18 protein-coding genes are annotated in these 15,730 nt (G+C 56.1%); 8 read left to right on the forward strand and 10 right to left on the reverse strand.

All coding sequences use genetic code 11. The features are described 5' to 3' along the window. The first annotated feature begins 58 nt into the window (after positions 1 to 58). On the forward strand, positions 59 to 658 hold the full coding sequence (locus tag AAC636_RS03960) for a 2-hydroxychromene-2-carboxylate isomerase (protein ID WP_340300481.1): 600 nt from the start codon (positions 59 to 61) through the stop codon (positions 656 to 658). On the opposite strand, the gene AAC636_RS03965 is transcribed toward AAC636_RS03960, so the two are convergent. From AAC636_RS03965 to AAC636_RS03990, 6 genes are all read right to left on the reverse strand, one after another. After that, positions 655 to 1,710, reverse strand: a complete 1,056-nt coding sequence (locus AAC636_RS03965) for a threonine aldolase family protein (RefSeq protein ID WP_340300482.1) — start codon at positions 1,708 to 1,710, stop codon at positions 655 to 657. The genes AAC636_RS03960 and AAC636_RS03965 overlap by 4 nt on opposite strands. Beyond that, complete coding sequence (locus tag AAC636_RS03970) at positions 1,707 to 2,159, reverse strand: YcgN family cysteine cluster protein (RefSeq protein WP_340300483.1); 453 nt, start codon at positions 2,157 to 2,159, stop codon at positions 1,707 to 1,709. Before AAC636_RS03970 ends, AAC636_RS03965 begins: the two co-directional genes overlap by 4 nt. Then, positions 2,156 to 3,082, reverse strand: coding sequence for a bifunctional riboflavin kinase/FAD synthetase (locus AAC636_RS03975; RefSeq protein ID WP_340301084.1), 927 nt, complete (start codon positions 3,080 to 3,082; stop codon positions 2,156 to 2,158). Before AAC636_RS03975 ends, AAC636_RS03970 begins: the two co-directional genes overlap by 4 nt. A 71-nt stretch (positions 3,083 to 3,153) precedes the next feature. Further along, entirely contained in the window at positions 3,154 to 3,606 is a 453-nt protein-coding gene (locus AAC636_RS03980) for a MaoC family dehydratase (protein ID WP_317656279.1), read from the reverse strand. Positions 3,607 to 3,730: 124 nt separating this feature from the next. Continuing rightward, complete coding sequence (locus tag AAC636_RS03985; RefSeq protein ID WP_340297574.1) at positions 3,731 to 4,621, reverse strand: TIGR01459 family HAD-type hydrolase; 891 nt, start codon at positions 4,619 to 4,621, stop codon at positions 3,731 to 3,733. 110 nt (positions 4,622 to 4,731) lie between these two features. Next, entirely contained in the window at positions 4,732 to 5,655 is a 924-nt protein-coding gene (locus AAC636_RS03990) for a manganese-dependent inorganic pyrophosphatase (protein WP_340300484.1), read from the reverse strand. Between the two features lie 273 nt (positions 5,656 to 5,928). On the opposite strand from AAC636_RS03990, the gene AAC636_RS03995 reads away from it, so the two are divergent. Next, positions 5,929 to 6,216: a co-chaperone GroES gene (locus AAC636_RS03995; RefSeq protein ID WP_340297569.1), complete on the forward strand. Its 288-nt coding sequence runs from the start codon at positions 5,929 to 5,931 to the stop codon at positions 6,214 to 6,216. A 53-nt stretch (positions 6,217 to 6,269) separates the two neighbouring features. After that, positions 6,270 to 7,913, forward strand: a complete 1,644-nt coding sequence (groL, locus tag AAC636_RS04000) for a chaperonin GroEL (RefSeq protein ID WP_340300485.1) — start codon at positions 6,270 to 6,272, stop codon at positions 7,911 to 7,913. 91 nt (positions 7,914 to 8,004) lie between these two features. Here groL and AAC636_RS04005 read toward each other — a convergent pair whose 3' ends face one another. Together AAC636_RS04005 and AAC636_RS04010 are read right to left on the reverse strand one after the other, a co-directional pair. Then, positions 8,005 to 8,232, reverse strand: coding sequence for a DUF1150 family protein (locus AAC636_RS04005; protein ID WP_317656272.1), 228 nt, complete (start codon positions 8,230 to 8,232; stop codon positions 8,005 to 8,007). Next, positions 8,232 to 8,684: an Hsp20 family protein gene (locus AAC636_RS04010; RefSeq protein ID WP_340297563.1), complete on the reverse strand. Its 453-nt coding sequence runs from the start codon at positions 8,682 to 8,684 to the stop codon at positions 8,232 to 8,234. Before AAC636_RS04010 ends, AAC636_RS04005 begins: the two co-directional genes overlap by 1 nt. 205 nt (positions 8,685 to 8,889) lie before the next feature. Here AAC636_RS04010 and AAC636_RS04015 point away from each other — a divergent pair, with 205 nt between their 5' ends. The 4 genes from AAC636_RS04015 to carB all read left to right on the forward strand — a co-directional run bounded on the left by AAC636_RS04015 (position 8,890) and on the right by carB (position 14,230). Next, the gene (locus tag AAC636_RS04015; protein ID WP_317656269.1) at positions 8,890 to 9,108 is read left to right on the forward strand and encodes a YdcH family protein; all 219 of its coding nucleotides are present in this window, start codon (positions 8,890 to 8,892) and stop codon (positions 9,106 to 9,108) included. A gap of 59 nt (positions 9,109 to 9,167) precedes the next feature. Then, positions 9,168 to 9,659, forward strand: coding sequence for a 5-(carboxyamino)imidazole ribonucleotide mutase (gene purE / locus AAC636_RS04020; protein WP_340297561.1), 492 nt, complete (start codon positions 9,168 to 9,170; stop codon positions 9,657 to 9,659). Beyond that, entirely contained in the window at positions 9,649 to 10,725 is a 1,077-nt protein-coding gene (locus AAC636_RS04025) for a 5-(carboxyamino)imidazole ribonucleotide synthase (protein ID WP_340261572.1), read from the forward strand. The genes purE and AAC636_RS04025 overlap by 11 nt, the downstream gene beginning before the upstream one ends. A 175-nt stretch (positions 10,726 to 10,900) precedes the next feature. Further along, positions 10,901 to 14,230, forward strand: coding sequence for a carbamoyl-phosphate synthase large subunit (gene carB, locus AAC636_RS04030; protein ID WP_340300486.1), 3,330 nt, complete (start codon positions 10,901 to 10,903; stop codon positions 14,228 to 14,230). An 8-nt stretch (positions 14,231 to 14,238) separates the two neighbouring features. On the opposite strand, the gene AAC636_RS04035 is transcribed toward carB, so the two are convergent. Next, entirely contained in the window at positions 14,239 to 14,592 is a 354-nt protein-coding gene (locus tag AAC636_RS04035; RefSeq protein ID WP_340300487.1) for a YHS domain-containing (seleno)protein, read from the reverse strand. A 220-nt stretch (positions 14,593 to 14,812) separates the two neighbouring features. Between AAC636_RS04035 and AAC636_RS04040 the strand changes: the two genes are divergently transcribed. Continuing rightward, complete coding sequence (locus tag AAC636_RS04040; RefSeq protein ID WP_340297552.1) at positions 14,813 to 15,403, forward strand: thymidine kinase; 591 nt, start codon at positions 14,813 to 14,815, stop codon at positions 15,401 to 15,403. Here the strand turns inward: AAC636_RS04040 and AAC636_RS04045 are convergent. Next, positions 15,395 to 15,730: a tRNA-binding protein gene (locus AAC636_RS04045; RefSeq protein ID WP_340243381.1), complete on the reverse strand. Its 336-nt coding sequence runs from the start codon at positions 15,728 to 15,730 to the stop codon at positions 15,395 to 15,397. The two genes, AAC636_RS04040 and AAC636_RS04045, sit on opposite strands and share 9 nt — an antisense overlap.

The raw sequence follows: 15,730 nt of genomic DNA on the forward strand, positions 1-15,730 counted from the left end.
CGTTGACACCCCCTAGCACTCAGGCCAACGTGACGCAAAGCCAAAAAGGATCCGCGAAATGTCGCATATTGATTATTATTTCTCGACCATCTCTCCCTACACCTATCTCGCGGGAAAGCGACTTGAGGAGATTGCCGCTGCACATGGGGCGACCATTCGGTATCGACCTTTGGATATTATAGCCCTTTTTGCGCGCACGGGAGGCACACCACCCGCCGAACGCCACCCCGCACGGCAGGCCTATCGCCTGCAAGAACTACAGCGCCAGTCTAAGAAGACGGGGCTTGCCCTGACGCTGAAGCCTGCATTTTTCCCAACCAATTCTGCGCCTTCATCTTATGCCATTATTGCGGCCCAAAACGAAGGTGGCGGGGATTTGGCCGAACTGGTTCACGGGGTCACGCGCGCGGTGTGGCGCGAGGAAAAGAACATTGCAGAGGATGATGTGATCCGCGCTGCTCTGACGGCTGCAGGCTTTGACCCCAGCTTGGCAGATCGCGGGCTGTTATCAGGGGCCGAAGAATATGCTGCCAATCTCGAAGCCGCGGTTGAGGCAGGTGTTTTTGGCGCGCCCTTCTATGTGGTGGATGGGGTCACGCATTTCTGGGGGCAAGACCGCCTAGACGATCTTGCGCTCCATTTAGAGGGCAATCTTTAGCCCGCCCTAAAGCAGTCCAATAGAGCTTGGACCTTGCTCTGTGAGCATGACCAATCGGTGACGAGGCGACAGAGGATCAACTCATCCTCTGGCCCCTCAAGCGTGGCGTTGAAGGGAAAGAGGTAATATTGCGCCCCCGCTGCAAAGGCGCGTTTATGGGCTGCACGGGGAAGATGCGCGAACAGCATATTGCCCGCAGGCTCATGCGCGATATGCACCCCCTCGATCTGCGCCAAACCTGCGCGCAATTCTGCCATGCGCGCATTGGCGGATTGCGCCAATCGCAGCCAGAGATCATCGAGCGTATAGGCCTCCATCTGTGCAGAGAGAAAGCGGTGCTTTGACCATAGATGTGCGCCACGCTTGCGGCGCAATTCAAATTCCCACGCCTTTTTCGGGTCGAACAGGATCACGGCCTCAACACCCATGCAGCCGTTCTTTGTGCCGCCAAAACTGACTGCATCCACACCTGCCTTCCATGTCATATCGGCAGGGCGGCAGCCAAGGGCCGCGCAGGCATTGGCAAAACGCGCGCCATCAAGATGAACGGGCAGGTCATAGGATTTTGCAACATCACTGAGCGCCTTGATCTCGCTTAGGCTATAGGCGGTGCCGACTTCGGTGATATTGGTTAGGCTCACAGGGCCGCGCTGCATGCCATGCACACCTTTGTCGCCCGTATGTGCAATGGTCTGCGCCAAGCCATCAGGGGTCATCTTGCCCCCTTCGCCTTCGACCAAGGCCAGTTTCGCGCCATTGGCATAGAATTCGGGCGCGCCGCATTCATCTTCTTCGATATGGGCGATGCGATGGCAGAAGATCGACTGCCACGGCTGCACCATCACCGACAAGGCCAAGGCATTGGCGGCTGTGCCCGTGCTGACGAGATAAACCGCCGCCTCTGGGGCCTCGAACAGGTCGCGGATGGATTGGCGCACGCGTGCCATGGCGTCATCTGCACCATAGGGCATGGCATAGCCCTCATTGGCCGCTGTAATGGCCGCAATCACATCTGGATGGGCGGGGCCTGTATTGTCGGAGGCAAAGTTCATAATCCTGGCTCCTCGATAATGTAATCTTCCCAGTCTTCTTCTGGAATGTCGAATTCGGCAACCGTGATCCCGCGCGCGGAAATCCCCGCTTGGTGCACAGTTTCAGGATCCCCTGACACCAAAGGGTGCCACCAATACAAATCCTTGCCCTCATGCAGCAATCTATAGGCGCAGGTTTCAGGCATGAAATAGGCGACATCCTTCATGCCCTCAGGGGTCAATTGGATACACTCGGGCACAAGTGTCTTTCTAATTTCATATTGTCCGCATCGGCAGGTTGCATCATCGAAAAGGCGGCAGGCAACCCGTGTCAGGGCCACCTCGCCCGTACCGGCATCTTCTAGCTTGTTGAGACAACATTTCCCGCACCCATCACAGAGGCTTTCCCATTCTTGTGCCGTCATATCGGCCAAGGATTTGCGTTTCCAAAAGGGGGCTTTCTTGGTCATAACGCAGCGAGGATCTCGCGCGCCATCTGGCTGTCGCGATCCATTTGGGCGATCAAGGCCTCAAGGCTGTCGAATTTCTCTTCACCACGCAGAAACTCGACCAGACCGACAGACATATCCATGCCGTAAATATCGCCTGAAAAATCAAAGATGAAGGTTTCGAGATTTGGCTCTTGCCCATTGAACATGGGCCGCACGCCAAGACTGGCCACGCCGTGATACTGGCCCGCATATGGCCCGCTGCGCAATTCAACCAAAACTGCGTAAACACCAAGTTTGGGAACGTGCAGACCATCCAATGACATATTGGCGGTGGGGTAGCCCAATGTGCGCCCCCGTTTCTCGCCATGGATCACGGGGCCTTCGATCCGGTGCCAGTGGCCAAGCATGTCGCGGGCTTGGCGCGGATCACCCGACCTGAGAGCGTCTCGGATAGCGGTGGATGACACGGCCACACCGGCCGAATTCAGCAGATCGACCACAGTCACATCAAACCCATAACGCGCCCCGAAGGCGCGCAGCATATCGGTTGTGCCTTTGCGACCTTTGCCAAAAAAGAAATCCGCACCCACGACCAGATGCTTCAGACCCAGCCCCTCAACCACCACTTCGCGGATGAAATCTTCTGCATCAAGTGCGGAAAGGGTGCGATTGAAAGGCAGCTCATAGAGGATCTCCACCCCCATTTTCTCAAGGCGATTGGCGCGGGCTTCGGCATTCATCAGCCGAAATGGCGGGGCGTCAGGGTTAAAGAATTCGCGCGGATGCGGCTCGAAGGTCAAAACCCCTAAAGGGGCCTCATGACCGCGGGCAAGGTCGATGCAATGCGCGTGACCTAGATGCACGCCATCAAAATTCCCAATGGCCACAGAGGCGCCACGGTTTTCGGGTCGGACAAATTGATGGTCACGAACGATACGCATACTGCCCGAATATCCAAGCCCGCGATCTAGGGCAAGCATCGGGTCGGTAAAAATCCTGCGCCGCTGCGAGGTTAATCAAATTTCCGTGACGGGGCGAGGACGACTGCCTCGCCTTTGAGGACAGGTTTGCCATCAATCAGGCAGCGCGTCTCAAGGGTCACACGGCGCTTTGCGTGGTCTATCGCGGTCACTTCCACCTCGGCCCGCACTTGATCACCAGGGCGCACGGGTGCCATGAATTTCAGCGTTTGACCCAAGTAAACAGTGCCATGCCCCGGCAGTTGTTCGCCAATAACGGCTGAAATAAGCCCTGCGGTTAGCATCCCATGGGCGATGCGCCCCTCAAAAATCGTGTCACGGGCGTAATCATCGTCAAGATGAACGGGGTTTCGGTCGGTTGAAACCTCGGCGAAAAGCTCAATATCGCGGTCGCTGACAGTTTTGGTCAAATGCCGCGTCATCCCCAATTCGATATCTTCGATGCAGATCGTCCCACGGGGGAGGTTATGACTCGTGTCCAACATTCCAGTCTCCAAGAGAAATGCCCTTCGCTTGGAACTCACCATAGCAAATTTCTGCAATGCAGCAACAATTAAATTAAATCATGAGCGCAAATGTTGTAATTTTGTTGCGCGATAATTTGCCCAATTAGCGTAAGAACCCAATGCTAAATGTTGGGTTTTGACCGCTATCTTTCAGATATTGAGCAAGTTTTTCTGGATTTGGCTGATCGGTTGTTGCTGTTTCTTCGCGGGCCAAACCGCCTGTGATAAACAGCGTATCAATGCCTTCGCCAATCCCGCCCTGCACATCGGTAAAGATGCCATCTCCAATGGCCAAGATTCGTTCGTCACTGATATCATGGCAATTTTGCACCAAGCGCCGCCGTGCCAGATCATAGATGGGGGGGTGGGGCTTCCCGAAATAAAGGCTCTCGCCGCCCATCTCGGTGTAAAGTTTCGCCACTGCGCCAGCGCAATATTCGCGGCTTTCTCCACGGTCCACCACGATGTCAGGGTTTGCGCAGAGAAGCTTGAGCCCGCGTGTTTTCGCCAAAAGCAATTGCGGGCGCAGCACATCAGGTTCGGCATGGGGATCAAACGGGCCCGTGCAAACAATCCCTTCGGCTTCGGCCACATCGACCTTGGTCAGGGTTACAGGGTTTTCAATCAGTTTCATCGGGGCGAAAAATGTGTCATCGCGCGGCTCGCCAATGAAATAGACCTTCTCGCCAACTGCCCCCGTTAGCATCGCCGCCCGTGCGCTGTCGCCAGAGGTTGCAATCATGTCCCACGCATCGCGGGGAACCCCCATTGCATCCAACTGCTTGGCAATCTCGACATGGGCACGTGGGGCATTGGTGACCAAAACCACAACACCCCCTTTGGTGCGAAAGGCCTGCAGCGCCGCAATCGCGTCAGGAAAAGGGGCGATGCCATTATGCACGCAGCCCCAAAGGTCGCAAAAAAGCGCGTCATAGCGTTCGGAAATCTCGGAGAGGTGAGAGATGGTTGCGGGGGCGTTTGCGCTATGGCTCATGGGGCGGGCTTTCTCTTTGAGGCTCTTCGCGCCTCTCTTACCGCGCCCTGCGATGGGATAAAAGGAAAAGGGCGGCCCTCAGGCCGCCCTTTCATCAAACTTTCATCTGATTAAAGCGCGAGGTTCGGGATGATCTGCTTTTTGCGGCTCACAATCCCTGGCAGCACGACCTGATCGGCATCGCCCACAACAGTGGAAAAACTCTTCTCGGCCACTTGGCGCACCAGATCGTTTGGCACCAAAAGCGTCGCTTCTTCGCGCAAAATATCGATGACAAATAACAAAACCTGATCGGCGCCATCCTCTATGGCGACTGTGATCATGCTGTCCATCAGGCTTGCTTTGCGGGACAAAACCGTTGCGGGCGCAGTTGTCTCCAGAACGGAGACACGGAAGGTCTTGCCCCCCACCTCGTAGGTTTTGCTGTCCATGCGCAGCAACTCTGCATCAGAAAAGCGCGAGACATCAGATTTCGCCGCAAACATTTCAGCAGCATAATCGGGGATAGACACGCCCAGATCAGCAGCGAGGCCTTCGGCTACGGCGCGATCATGATCGGTTGTGGTCGGGGAGCGGAATTCCAACGTATCAGACAGGATGCAGGACAAGGCAGCACCTTTCGCCCAATTTGGCATTTTCGCCGCATCATCACCCATCAGGTCAATCATCAAGGTCGCTGTGCAGGCCAAGGGGCGGATGGTGATATCAATCGGCCCTTTCGTCTCAAGCCCGCCCACCAGTTTGTGGTGGTCAATGATGGCCTGAACATCGGCAGCGTTGATTGAGGCAGGCAGTTCTGCAGGGTTGTTGGTGTCGACCACAACGCACGCCTGACCTTCTGCAACATCGTCAATAAGACGCGGTTTTGGCAAATCCCATTTCTGCAAAACAAAGGTGGCTTCGGTGTTTGGCTCACTCAAAAGAACGGCTTCTGCCTCTACGCCCTTCACCTCATTAAGATACCATGCCCACAAAATCGGGGAGCCAGTGGAATCTGTGTCTGGCGATTTGTGGCCAAAGACCAAGGTGCTCATGTCATTATCCATCTATTTTTTGTGAAAACTCGCGCGCCTTATAGGGCAGGGCTTTGGCCATGTCACGGGGGGCAAAGGCGGGAATTTGTCGCGGCTTTGGCTTTAATTTCCGTAATTTCGGCAGGGTTCGTCTGCCCGGGAAATTTTTTCGAAATTTTCCGCCTGCGGCCCGTTGACACCTCCGCATCCCCTGCCTATCTGCCTATCGTTAGCACTCGCATAGACTGAGTGCTAATACAGTGAAACATACGAACCTTAAGGAGTGTTCGACAGATGGCATTGAAACCACTGCATGACCGCGTGCTGGTTCGCCGCGTAGAGAGCGACGAAACGACCAAAGGCGGTCTGATCATCCCCGATAGCGCAAAAGAGAAACCCGCAGAGGGCGAAATCGTCTCCGTTGGCGAAGGCGCACGCAAGGACTCGGGCGAGCTGATCGCAATGAGCGTCAAAGCTGGCGACCGCGTCTTGTTCGGCAAATGGTCCGGCACCGAAGTCACGGTTGATGGCGAAGAACTGCTGATCATGAAGGAATCGGACATTCTCGGCATCATCGCCTGAGACCGTTCCTGATCGAATTTTTAACCTGATTTCATCCAAGGAGGAGCCCTGAAATGGCTGCCAAGGAAGTCAAATTCAATACCGATGCCCGCGACCGTATGCTCAAAGGCGTCAACATCCTTGCCAATGCGGTAAAGGTGACCCTCGGCCCAAAAGGCCGCAATGTGGTTCTTGAAAAATCCTTCGGTGCACCACGCATCACCAAAGATGGTGTTTCCGTGGCGAAGGAAATCGAACTGGAAGATAAGTTCGAAAACATGGGCGCGCAGATGGTCAAAGAAGTGGCATCGCGCACCAATGACGAAGCGGGTGACGGCACCACCACTGCAACTGTTCTGGCCCAAGCCATCGTGCGCGAAGGCATGAAGTCGGTTGCGGCGGGCATGAACCCAATGGATCTGAAGCGCGGCATCGATCGCGCAGTGACGAAAGTCATCGACAGCATCAAAGCATCTGCACGCCCTGTTGCAGATTCTGATGAGGTTGCGCAGGTCGGCACGATCTCGGCAAATGGCGAAGCGCAAATCGGCCGCATGATCGCAGACGCGATGCAGAAAGTCGGCAATGACGGCGTGATCACTGTTGAAGAGAACAAAGGCCTTGAGACCGATGTTGAGGTCGTAGAGGGCATGCAGTTCGACCGCGGTTACCTTTCGCCTTACTTCGTCACCAACCCTGACAAAATGGTTGCAGAGTTGGACGACTGCTTGATCCTGTTGCATGAGAAGAAATTGTCTTCCTTGCAGCCAATGGTTCCACTGCTCGAGTCTGTGATCCAGTCTCAGAAGCCCCTTCTGATCATCGCTGAAGATGTAGAAGGCGAAGCCTTGGCGACCCTCGTGGTCAACAAGCTGCGTGGCGGTCTGAAAATCGCTGCGGTGAAAGCACCTGGTTTTGGCGATCGCCGCAAAGCGATGCTTCAGGATATCGCCATTTTGACCGGTGGTCAGGTGATCTCCGAAGATCTTGGCATGAAGCTGGAAAGCGTTACGCTTGATATGCTCGGCTCCGCGAAGAAGGTGATGATCAAGAAAGACGACACCACCATCGTTGACGGCGCAGGCGATAAGGCCGAAATCGAAGCACGCGTTTCGCAGATCCGTCAGCAGATCGAAGAAACCTCTTCCGATTACGACAAAGAAAAACTGCAAGAGCGCGTTGCCAAATTGGCAGGCGGTGTTGCGGTTATCAAAGTCGGCGGCATGAGCGAAGTCGAAGTGAAAGAGCGCAAAGACCGCGTGGATGACGCGTTGAACGCAACCCGCGCTGCCGTTCAAGAAGGCATCGTTGTGGGCGGCGGTGTTGCCCTCGTTCAAGGTGCAAAAGCTCTGGACGGCCTGTCTGGTGAAAACGCGGATCAAGACGCAGGTATCGCCATCGTGCGCCGTGCGCTTGAAGCGCCACTGCGCCAGATTGCGGAAAACGCAGGCGTTGACGGTGCGGTTGTTGCGGGCAAAATCCGCGAATCCAAAGACGTCAAGTTTGGCTTCAACGCTCAGACCGAAGAATATGGCGACATGTTCAAATTCGGCGTGATCGACCCTGCGAAAGTGGTGCGCACTGCGCTTGAGGATGCAGCTTCTGTTGCAGGCCTCTTGATCACCACCGAAGCAATGGTGGCCGACAAGCCAAAGAAAGATGACGCACCTGCAATGCCTGACATGGGCGGCATGGGCGGCATGGGCGGCATGATGTAATCATGCCCCCAAGGCCCTGTGGCTTTGGACAAAAGAAAGGCCCGCGTCACGCGGGCCTTTTTTCATTTGGGATAAATGAAACCGTTGCGTGTTAATGGACGCTTACAGGTGTCAGATCATTTTGGCGCGCCACAACGAAGGCCAAGGCGCGATCTTTGACGAGGGCCAATTGCGTACCTTCCTCGGTTCCAATTGCGTAAAGCTGTTCGCGCGCACCCGCTTGGGCGCGGATCTCCGAAGGGAGGCTCGCCACATCAACGGGGCGGATATAAACGATAGGCCGCTCGGACTTGCTCTTTGGGTGTTCGGGATTGGTCATTATCTTCCCCCTTTCGTTTGCAGCGCTTTTGAGGCTGCACCAGAATTTGAAATCTCAATCTTGCGCACAACGCTATCGGGCTGCAGGCGATGCAGGTCGATATGCAACAGCCCATGCTCCATAGTGGCGCCTGTCACCTCGACCCCATCGGCCAAGACAAAGCTGCGCTGAAATTGCCGCGCCGCAATCCCACGATGTAAAAAGATGCGCTCCGCATCCTCATCTGATTGGCGGCCACGGATCACCAATTGGCGATCTTCTTCTGTGATTGAGAGATCTGTTTCGGCAAAGCCTGCCACCGCTAAAGTGATGCGATAAGCCGTGTCGCCGCGTTGTTCGATATTATAGGGGGGGTAACCATCATTCCCAGATTTCACAGTGCGTTCGACCAAACGTTCGAGTTGATCAAAGCCCAACAGAAACGGGTGCGTCCCTAGGGTTAGTTTCGTCATAAGGCACATCCTTTGATAAGCGATCTGTGCAAGCGCCAGCCCCGTAATTCGGCAACTGGATCTGAGGTAAATATGGGGCCTGCCCAGTCCCCCTGCAAGCCCTGTTTGCATCTGGATTACGCAGGCGCGCCATTTCCTTTGCGTGGAGTGCAATGTCACAGTATGGTGCGGCACCACCCCAGATTCAGAAAGACATAAGCGCCCCATGAACGCCCCGACCGAAATGAGCCACGAAGACGTGCTGCGCATCCGCTTGGAGGTGCTTAAGCGCGAGCATCGGGATTTGGACGAGGCGATTGCCGCCCTTGAGACACGGCCAAGCCCTGATCAATTGACGCTGCGCCGTCTGAAAAAGCAGAAGCTGTCCCTCAAAGATGCGATCACCCGCATTGAGGATGAACTCACCCCTGACATCATTGCATAGCGGTTTGATCTCGCTATAGTGCGCCCCTCTCACAAGGCTTATTGCAAAGGATCCTCCCCATGGCGGATATCGAAATTGGCATCATCATGGGCAGCCAGTCTGATTGGCCCACCATGCGCGAAGCCGCCGAAATGCTTGACGCGTTGGGCGTTTCTTACGAAACGAAAATCGTTTCTGCGCATCGCACACCTGATCGGCTGTGGGACTATGGTAAAACCGCCGCAAGCCGTGGCTTGAAGGTGATTATCGCAGGCGCAGGTGGGGCCGCGCATTTGCCGGGTATGATGGCGTCAAAGACGCGGGTGCCCGTCATCGGCGTGCCCGTGCAAACCAAGGCCTTGTCTGGGGTTGATTCGCTTTATTCGATTTTGCAAATGCCGCGCGGATTTCCTGTCGCGACCATGGCGATTGGCGCTGCGGGGGCGGCCAATGCTGGGCTGATGGCGGCGGCCATTTTGGCCGTGCATGACGCAGATCTTGCCGCGCGTCTGGATCAATGGCGCGCTGATCTCTCCGCTTCGATCCCTGAGGAACCTCAAGATGACGCATGAGGTTCTGCCCAATGGCAGCGTGATTGGTATTTTGGGGGGCGGTCAATTGGGGCGCATGCTTGCTATGGCCGCAGCACGCCTTGGATATAAAGTTCGGATTTTCGAACCAAGCGCACAGGCCCCTGCGGGTGATGTTGCAATATCCGTGACGCAAGCGGGATATGATGATCATGAAGCGCTCAAGGCCTTTGCGCTGTCTTGCGATGTGTTGACCTTTGAATTTGAAAATATCCCAAGCGCGGCCTTGGCCCTGCTCGAAGATACGCGCCCGCTCTTTCCTGCGCGCACTGCGCTTGAAGTGTCTCAGGATCGCTTGGTAGAGAAGGATTTTCTCAACAGTCTTGGTCTGAAAACAGCGCCTTATTGTGCGATTGATGCGGCCGACGGCGTGGCGCAGGCCCTTGAAAAAACGGGCTGTCCCGCGATCCTCAAGACCCGCTGTTTTGGGTATGACGGCAAGGGGCAAGCGCGGGTTATGGCCGCGTCCGAGGCGGATGCCGCTTATGCTAGCCTCAATGGGGCGCCTGCAATTGCCGAGGGCTTTGTAAAGTTTAGCCGAGAGGTTTCGGTGATCATTGCGCGCGGGCGCGATGGCCGTGTCTCGGCCTATGATCCAGGTGAAAACATCCACCGCGATGGCATTCTTGCAACCACCACTGTCCCTGCTGACTTGCCTGCCATGCTGCGCGCAGATGCGGTTTTGCTGGCCTCAAAAATTGTCACGGCTTTGGATTATGTGGGCGTAATGGGGGTCGAGCTGTTCGTCACGCCTGAGGGCTTGGTCGTCAATGAGATTGCACCACGGGTGCATAACTCTGGCCATTGGACGCAAGCAGGCTGCGCAGTCGATCAGTTCGAGCAGCACATCCGCGCCATCACTGGTTGGCCCTTGGGGGATGGCAGCCGTCACGCAAATGTTGAGATGGAGAATCTCATCGGTGATGATGTGGCGCGCGCGGCGGAAATGGCCGAGACAAAAGGCGTTCAAATCCACCTATATGGTAAGGCTGAAACCCGTGCAGGCCGTAAGATGGGCCATGTTAATCGAGTGACCGGCGCGGCGTGATCCTGCCTCTTGGGAAGGGTGTAGGAAATTTTGCCGCGCTTCTGCCCTTGCGCCGCGCTCTCGCTTGACTATAACGCCATCAATTTGCACCGCTCTCGAAGCGCGCCTTTGCGTGCGCGGTCGCACCCTGATGTTTCGCCGTTTGTAGGCCCGCAGCCAATACCGAGGTTTTCCGATGCCCAAAAGAACCGATATCCGCTCCATCATGATCATCGGCGCGGGGCCAATCGTCATTGGGCAAGCCTGCGAATTTGACTATTCGGGCGCACAAGCCTGTAAGGCCCTACGCGAAGAAGGGTATCGCGTTATTCTGGTCAATTCTAACCCCGCGACCATTATGACCGATCCAGAACTGGCCGATGCCACTTATATCGAGCCGATCACCCCCGATGTTGTCGCAAAGATCATCGAGAAAGAGCGCCCCGATGCGCTGTTGCCCACCATGGGCGGCCAGACGGGTCTGAACACCGCTCTCTCACTTGAAGAAGCGGGTGTGTTGGAGAAATTCGGGGTCGAGATGATTGGGGCAAAGCGCCCTGCGATTGAAATGGCCGAAGACCGCAAGCTGTTCCGCGAGGCGATGGAACGTATTGGCCTTGAAAACCCGCGCGCCACGATCGTTGCAGCGCCGAAAAAAGAGAACGGCAAATTCGACATCGCCGCAGGTCTGCGCGATGCGATAGAGGCCTTGGAAGACATCGGTCTGCCCGCCATCATTCGCCCCGCCTTTACCTTGGGCGGCACAGGCGGCGGTGTGGCGTATAACCGCGAAGAATATGAGTATTACTGCCGCTCTGGGCTTGAGGCCTCGCCCGTGGCGCAGATTTTGGTCGATGAATCGCTGCTTGGTTGGAAAGAATACGAGATGGAGGTCGTCCGCGACAAAGCGGATAACGCGATCATCGTCTGTTCCATCGAAAACGTAGATCCGATGGGTGTGCATACGGGCGACAGTATCACAGTCGCGCCCGCGCTGACCCTGACCGATAAAGAATACCAGATCATGCGCAACGGCTCGATTGCTGTGTTGCGCGAGATTGGCGTTGAGACGGGCGGCTCCAACGTTCAGTGGGCGATTAACCCTGCCGATGGGCGGATGGTGGTGATCGAGATGAACCCGCGCGTGTCGCGTTCATCGGCGCTTGCCTCTAAGGCCACGGGGTTCCCGATTGCGAAAATCGCGGCTAAATTGGCCGTAGGTTACACATTGGATGAGTTGGACAATGACATCACCCGTGTCACCCCTGCCAGCTTTGAGCCAAGCATCGATTATGTTGTCACCAAGATTCCACGCTTTGCTTTTGAGAAATTCCCCGGCTCTAAGCCCGAATTGACCACGGCGATGAAATCCGTGGGCGAGGCAATGGCCATTGGCCGCAGCTTCCATGAGAGTGTGCAAAAAGCCTTGGCCAGCCTTGAGACGGGTCTGTCTGGCTTTGACGAGATCGAGATTGCGGGCGCGCCTGATAAGGCCACCATCACGAAGGCGCTCAGCCGGCAGACGCCTGATCGTCTGCGCGTGATCGCCCAGGCCATGCGCCATGGTCTGACCAATGACGAGATCGGTCATGTCACCAAATTTGATCCATGGTTCTTGGCCCGCATTCGCGAGATCGTGGATGTCGAGGAGGATATTCGCACTAATGGCCTGCCGCGCGAGGCGGATGCCTTGCGCAAGATCAAGATGATGGGCTTCACCGATGCGCGTTTGGCGACACTGACGGGCCGCAGCGAGGCCTCTGTGCGGGCTGATCGCACCAGTGCAGGGATCGTTGCCGCATTTAAGCGGATCGACACCTGCGCGGCCGAGTTTGAGGCGCAGACCCCCTATATGTATTCCACCTATGAGGCCCCTGCGATGGGCGATGTGGAATGCGAAGCGCGTCCCTCGGATGCGAAAAAAGTTGTGATTTTGGGCGGCGGGCCAAACCGCATTGGGCAGGGGATCGAATTTGATTATTGCTGCTGCCACGCGTGTTTTGCGCTGACGGCGCAAGGCTATGAAACCATCATGATCAACTGCAACCCAGAGACGGTTTCAACAGATTATGATACATCCGACCGCCTGTATTTCGAGCCTCTCACCTACGAGCATGTGATGGAAATTCTGCGCGTGGAGCAGGACGCAGGTACATTGCATGGGGTTATCGTGCAATTTGGCGGTCAGACCCCGCTGAAATTGGCCAACGCGTTGCATGAGGCAGGTATCCCAATCCTTGGCACATCGCCCGATGCGATTGATTTGGCGGAGGATCGCGAGCGGTTCCAGCAGCTTGTTCAAAAGCTTGAGCTTAAGCAGCCCGAAAATGCGATTGCCCATTCTGACGAGGAAGCAAAAGCCGCGGCTGAGGACTTGGGGTATCCTTTGGTGATCCGCCCCTCTTACGTTCTGGGTGGTCGCGCAATGGAGATCGTGCGCGACACAGCACAGCTTAACCGCTATATCGCAGAGGCTGTGGTGGTGTCTGGCGACAGCCCTGTGCTTCTTGACAGCTATCTTGATGGCGCGACCGAGGTTGATGTGGATGCGCTGTGCGATGGTGACGCGGTTCATGTCGCGGGCATTATGCAGCATATTGAGGAGGCGGGCGTGCATTCAGGCGATAGCGCCTGTTCCTTGCCGCCTCATACGCTTAGCGATGCGATTATCGCAGAGATCACCCGCCAGACCGAGGCACTGGCGCGCGCGCTCAATGTGGTTGGTTTGATGAATGTTCAATTCGCGGTTAAAGGCGATGATATCTATTTGATTGAGGTCAATCCACGCGCTTCGCGCACTGTACCCTTTGTGGCCAAGGCCACGGATAGCGCAATTGCCTCTATCGCAGCGCGCTTGATGGCGGGAGAGAAACTTTCGGTTTTCCCCAAGGCCGCGCCTCATCAACCTGTGGATGACAACGCGTCTATCCCGATGGGCGACCCGATGAGCCTGTCAGATTTCCGCACGCCGTGGTTCTCGGTCAAGGAAGCGGTGCTGCCCTTTGCCCGTTTCCCTGGCGTGGATACGCTGCTTGGGCCAGAAATGCGGTCAACGGGCGAGGTGATGGGGTGGGATCGCAGCTTTGCGCGTGCCTTCCTCAAGGCGCAGCTTGGCGTGGGAACTGTTTTGCCAACGGCAGGCACAGTGTTCTTGTCGATCAAAGATGCGGATAAATCGCCGCTCTTGGTGGAAACTGCGCAAACCTTGACCGATTTGGGCCTCAAGATTTTGGCCACCTCAGGCACGGCGAAATTCTTGGCCGATCACGGGATTTCATCTGATGTGGTCAACAAGGCCTATGAAGGTGGGCGCACGATTGTCGATATGATGAAGGACGGGATGGTTGATCTGGTCTTGAACACGACCGAAGGCGCGCAAGCGGTGGAAGACAGCCGCTCGATGCGCACAGTCGCGCTCTATGACAAGATCCCCTATTACACCACGCTTGCAGGCAGTCATGCGGCAGCCTTGGCTATGAAAGCCGCACGTGAGGGTGAATTGGCGGTGCGTTCGCTGCAGGGGTAAAGCCCCAATTACAAGCCCGCGCGGAGGTTTGGCCAATTGGCGTCTGCGCGGGCAATATGTCCCGCGACATCCTGTTCCCAGCGGCGTTGAATGCGCCGGTTGGCGTTGAGGTATAATTTCCCGTCAACGATGCGCCATGCACCAGGGTCAATCGGGGCCGTGTAGCCTTGCGATACGGCCCAAGCGCAATAGCCCCCATATTGCGGGGCAAAGGCTTCGGGGCTGTTCAAGAATTGCGCGCGGTTGGCTGCTGATGCAAAATGCCATGTTGCGTTGTCCCAGTGCGCGGCGAAGTCTGCCGCACCTTTGGTGGCGGCGCCATTGGTGAAATAGGCCACAGGATCATATCCCGGCAAAGCCACGCTATCACGTTGGAAGACTGCCTGAGCAAGCAGAGGCTGTGTGACGAGCGGCAGTGCTAAGCTTGACTTTATGACTGCGCGGCGGGTGCTCCTGTTGCAAAACTGGGCTTGGGTATAGCCTGTTTTTAGATCACGGGTTTTGAACTTCGTGTGAGAGGGCGCGCTTGCAAGGTGGGCGCATCTATTGGCATATGGCGACAAAAGAACAACAGGGCGCGCCATGGCCAAGCTATATTTCAATTTTTCGACTATGAATGCGGGCAAGTCGACCTTGCTTTTGCAAGCAGCTCATAATTATAGCGAACGCGGCCAGACCCCATTTCTGCTGACGGCGCATCACGATACGCGCGCAGGCCAAGGCCGTATTGCAAGCCGCATTGGGCTGTCGAAAGAGGCCGTAACCTTTGCCCCTGATACGGACTTGTTCGCGCTTATCGAGACAGCGCACAGAGCGCAGCCGATTGATTGCGTCTTTCTGGATGAAGCGCAGTTCCTCACTAAGGCACAGGTCTGGGAATTGGCGCGCGTGGCTGATGATTTGGGGCTGCCCGTGATGACCTACGGCCTTCGCGTTGATTTCCGCGGTGAATTATTCGAAGGCTCCGCCGCGCTTTTGGCCTTGGCGGATGATCTGCGTGAGATCAGAACGATTTGCCATTGCGGGCGCAAAGCCACGATGGTGGTGCGAAAATCCCCTGATGGCAGCGTTGCCAAATCGGGAGAGCAGGTGCAAATCGGCGGCAATGAAACCTATGTCAGCTTGTGCCGCCGTCACTGGCGCGAAGCGGTCGGCGATAGCCCGTCAACATAGTCGCGCTCCAAGGGGCGCATCTTTGTCGGGCACGGCCAAAACCACATCCCCGCCCGCATCATGAAATCCAAGCACAAGCGCCTCGGACATGAAGGGGCCGATCTGGCGGGGTGGGAAATTCACCACGCCCATAACAAGCTTGCCCACCAATGCCTCGGGCGCATAATGCGCGGTGATTTGGGCCGAGCTTTTTTTGACCCCAATCTCTGGCCCATAATCCACCCATAACTTGATTGCAGGTTTGCGGGCCTCGGGAAAGGGTTCGGCGCGGGTGACGCGCCCCACGCGAATGTCGACCTTCAGGAATGTTTCAAAATCGGTTTCCAT

Origin of the sequence: Roseobacter sp. HKCCD5988, assembly GCF_037830355.1 — a bacterium.
In the GTDB taxonomy this organism is placed as follows: Bacteria; Pseudomonadota; Alphaproteobacteria; order Rhodobacterales; family Rhodobacteraceae; genus M30B80.

Excerpts from the sequence above, each read along its gene's own strand:
- AAC636_RS03960 (WP_340300481.1), top strand. The coding sequence starts at position 59 with ATGTCGCATATTGATTATTATTTCTCGACCATCTCTCCCTACACCTAT.
- AAC636_RS03965 (WP_340300482.1), bottom strand. The coding sequence starts at position 1,710 with ATGAACTTTGCCTCCGACAATACAGGCCCCGCCCATCCAGATGTGATT.
- AAC636_RS03970 (WP_340300483.1), bottom strand. The coding sequence starts at position 2,159 with ATGACCAAGAAAGCCCCCTTTTGGAAACGCAAATCCTTGGCCGATATG.
- AAC636_RS03975 (WP_340301084.1), bottom strand. The coding sequence starts at position 3,082 with ATGCGTATCGTTCGTGACCATCAATTTGTCCGACCCGAAAACCGTGGC.
- AAC636_RS03980 (WP_317656279.1), bottom strand. The coding sequence starts at position 3,606 with ATGTTGGACACGAGTCATAACCTCCCCCGTGGGACGATCTGCATCGAA.
- AAC636_RS03985 (WP_340297574.1), bottom strand. The coding sequence starts at position 4,621 with ATGAGCCATAGCGCAAACGCCCCCGCAACCATCTCTCACCTCTCCGAG.
- AAC636_RS03990 (WP_340300484.1), bottom strand. The coding sequence starts at position 5,655 with ATGAGCACCTTGGTCTTTGGCCACAAATCGCCAGACACAGATTCCACT.
- AAC636_RS03995 (WP_340297569.1), top strand. The coding sequence starts at position 5,929 with ATGGCATTGAAACCACTGCATGACCGCGTGCTGGTTCGCCGCGTAGAG.
- groL (WP_340300485.1), top strand. The coding sequence starts at position 6,270 with ATGGCTGCCAAGGAAGTCAAATTCAATACCGATGCCCGCGACCGTATG.
- AAC636_RS04005 (WP_317656272.1), bottom strand. The coding sequence starts at position 8,232 with ATGACCAATCCCGAACACCCAAAGAGCAAGTCCGAGCGGCCTATCGTT.
- AAC636_RS04010 (WP_340297563.1), bottom strand. The coding sequence starts at position 8,684 with ATGACGAAACTAACCCTAGGGACGCACCCGTTTCTGTTGGGCTTTGAT.
- AAC636_RS04015 (WP_317656269.1), top strand. The coding sequence starts at position 8,890 with ATGAACGCCCCGACCGAAATGAGCCACGAAGACGTGCTGCGCATCCGC.
- purE (WP_340297561.1), top strand. The coding sequence starts at position 9,168 with ATGGCGGATATCGAAATTGGCATCATCATGGGCAGCCAGTCTGATTGG.
- AAC636_RS04025 (WP_340261572.1), top strand. The coding sequence starts at position 9,649 with ATGACGCATGAGGTTCTGCCCAATGGCAGCGTGATTGGTATTTTGGGG.
- carB (WP_340300486.1), top strand. The coding sequence starts at position 10,901 with ATGCCCAAAAGAACCGATATCCGCTCCATCATGATCATCGGCGCGGGG.
- AAC636_RS04040 (WP_340297552.1), top strand. The coding sequence starts at position 14,813 with ATGGCCAAGCTATATTTCAATTTTTCGACTATGAATGCGGGCAAGTCG.
- AAC636_RS04045 (WP_340243381.1), bottom strand. The coding sequence starts at position 15,730 with ATGGAAACCGATTTTGAAACATTCCTGAAGGTCGACATTCGCGTGGGG.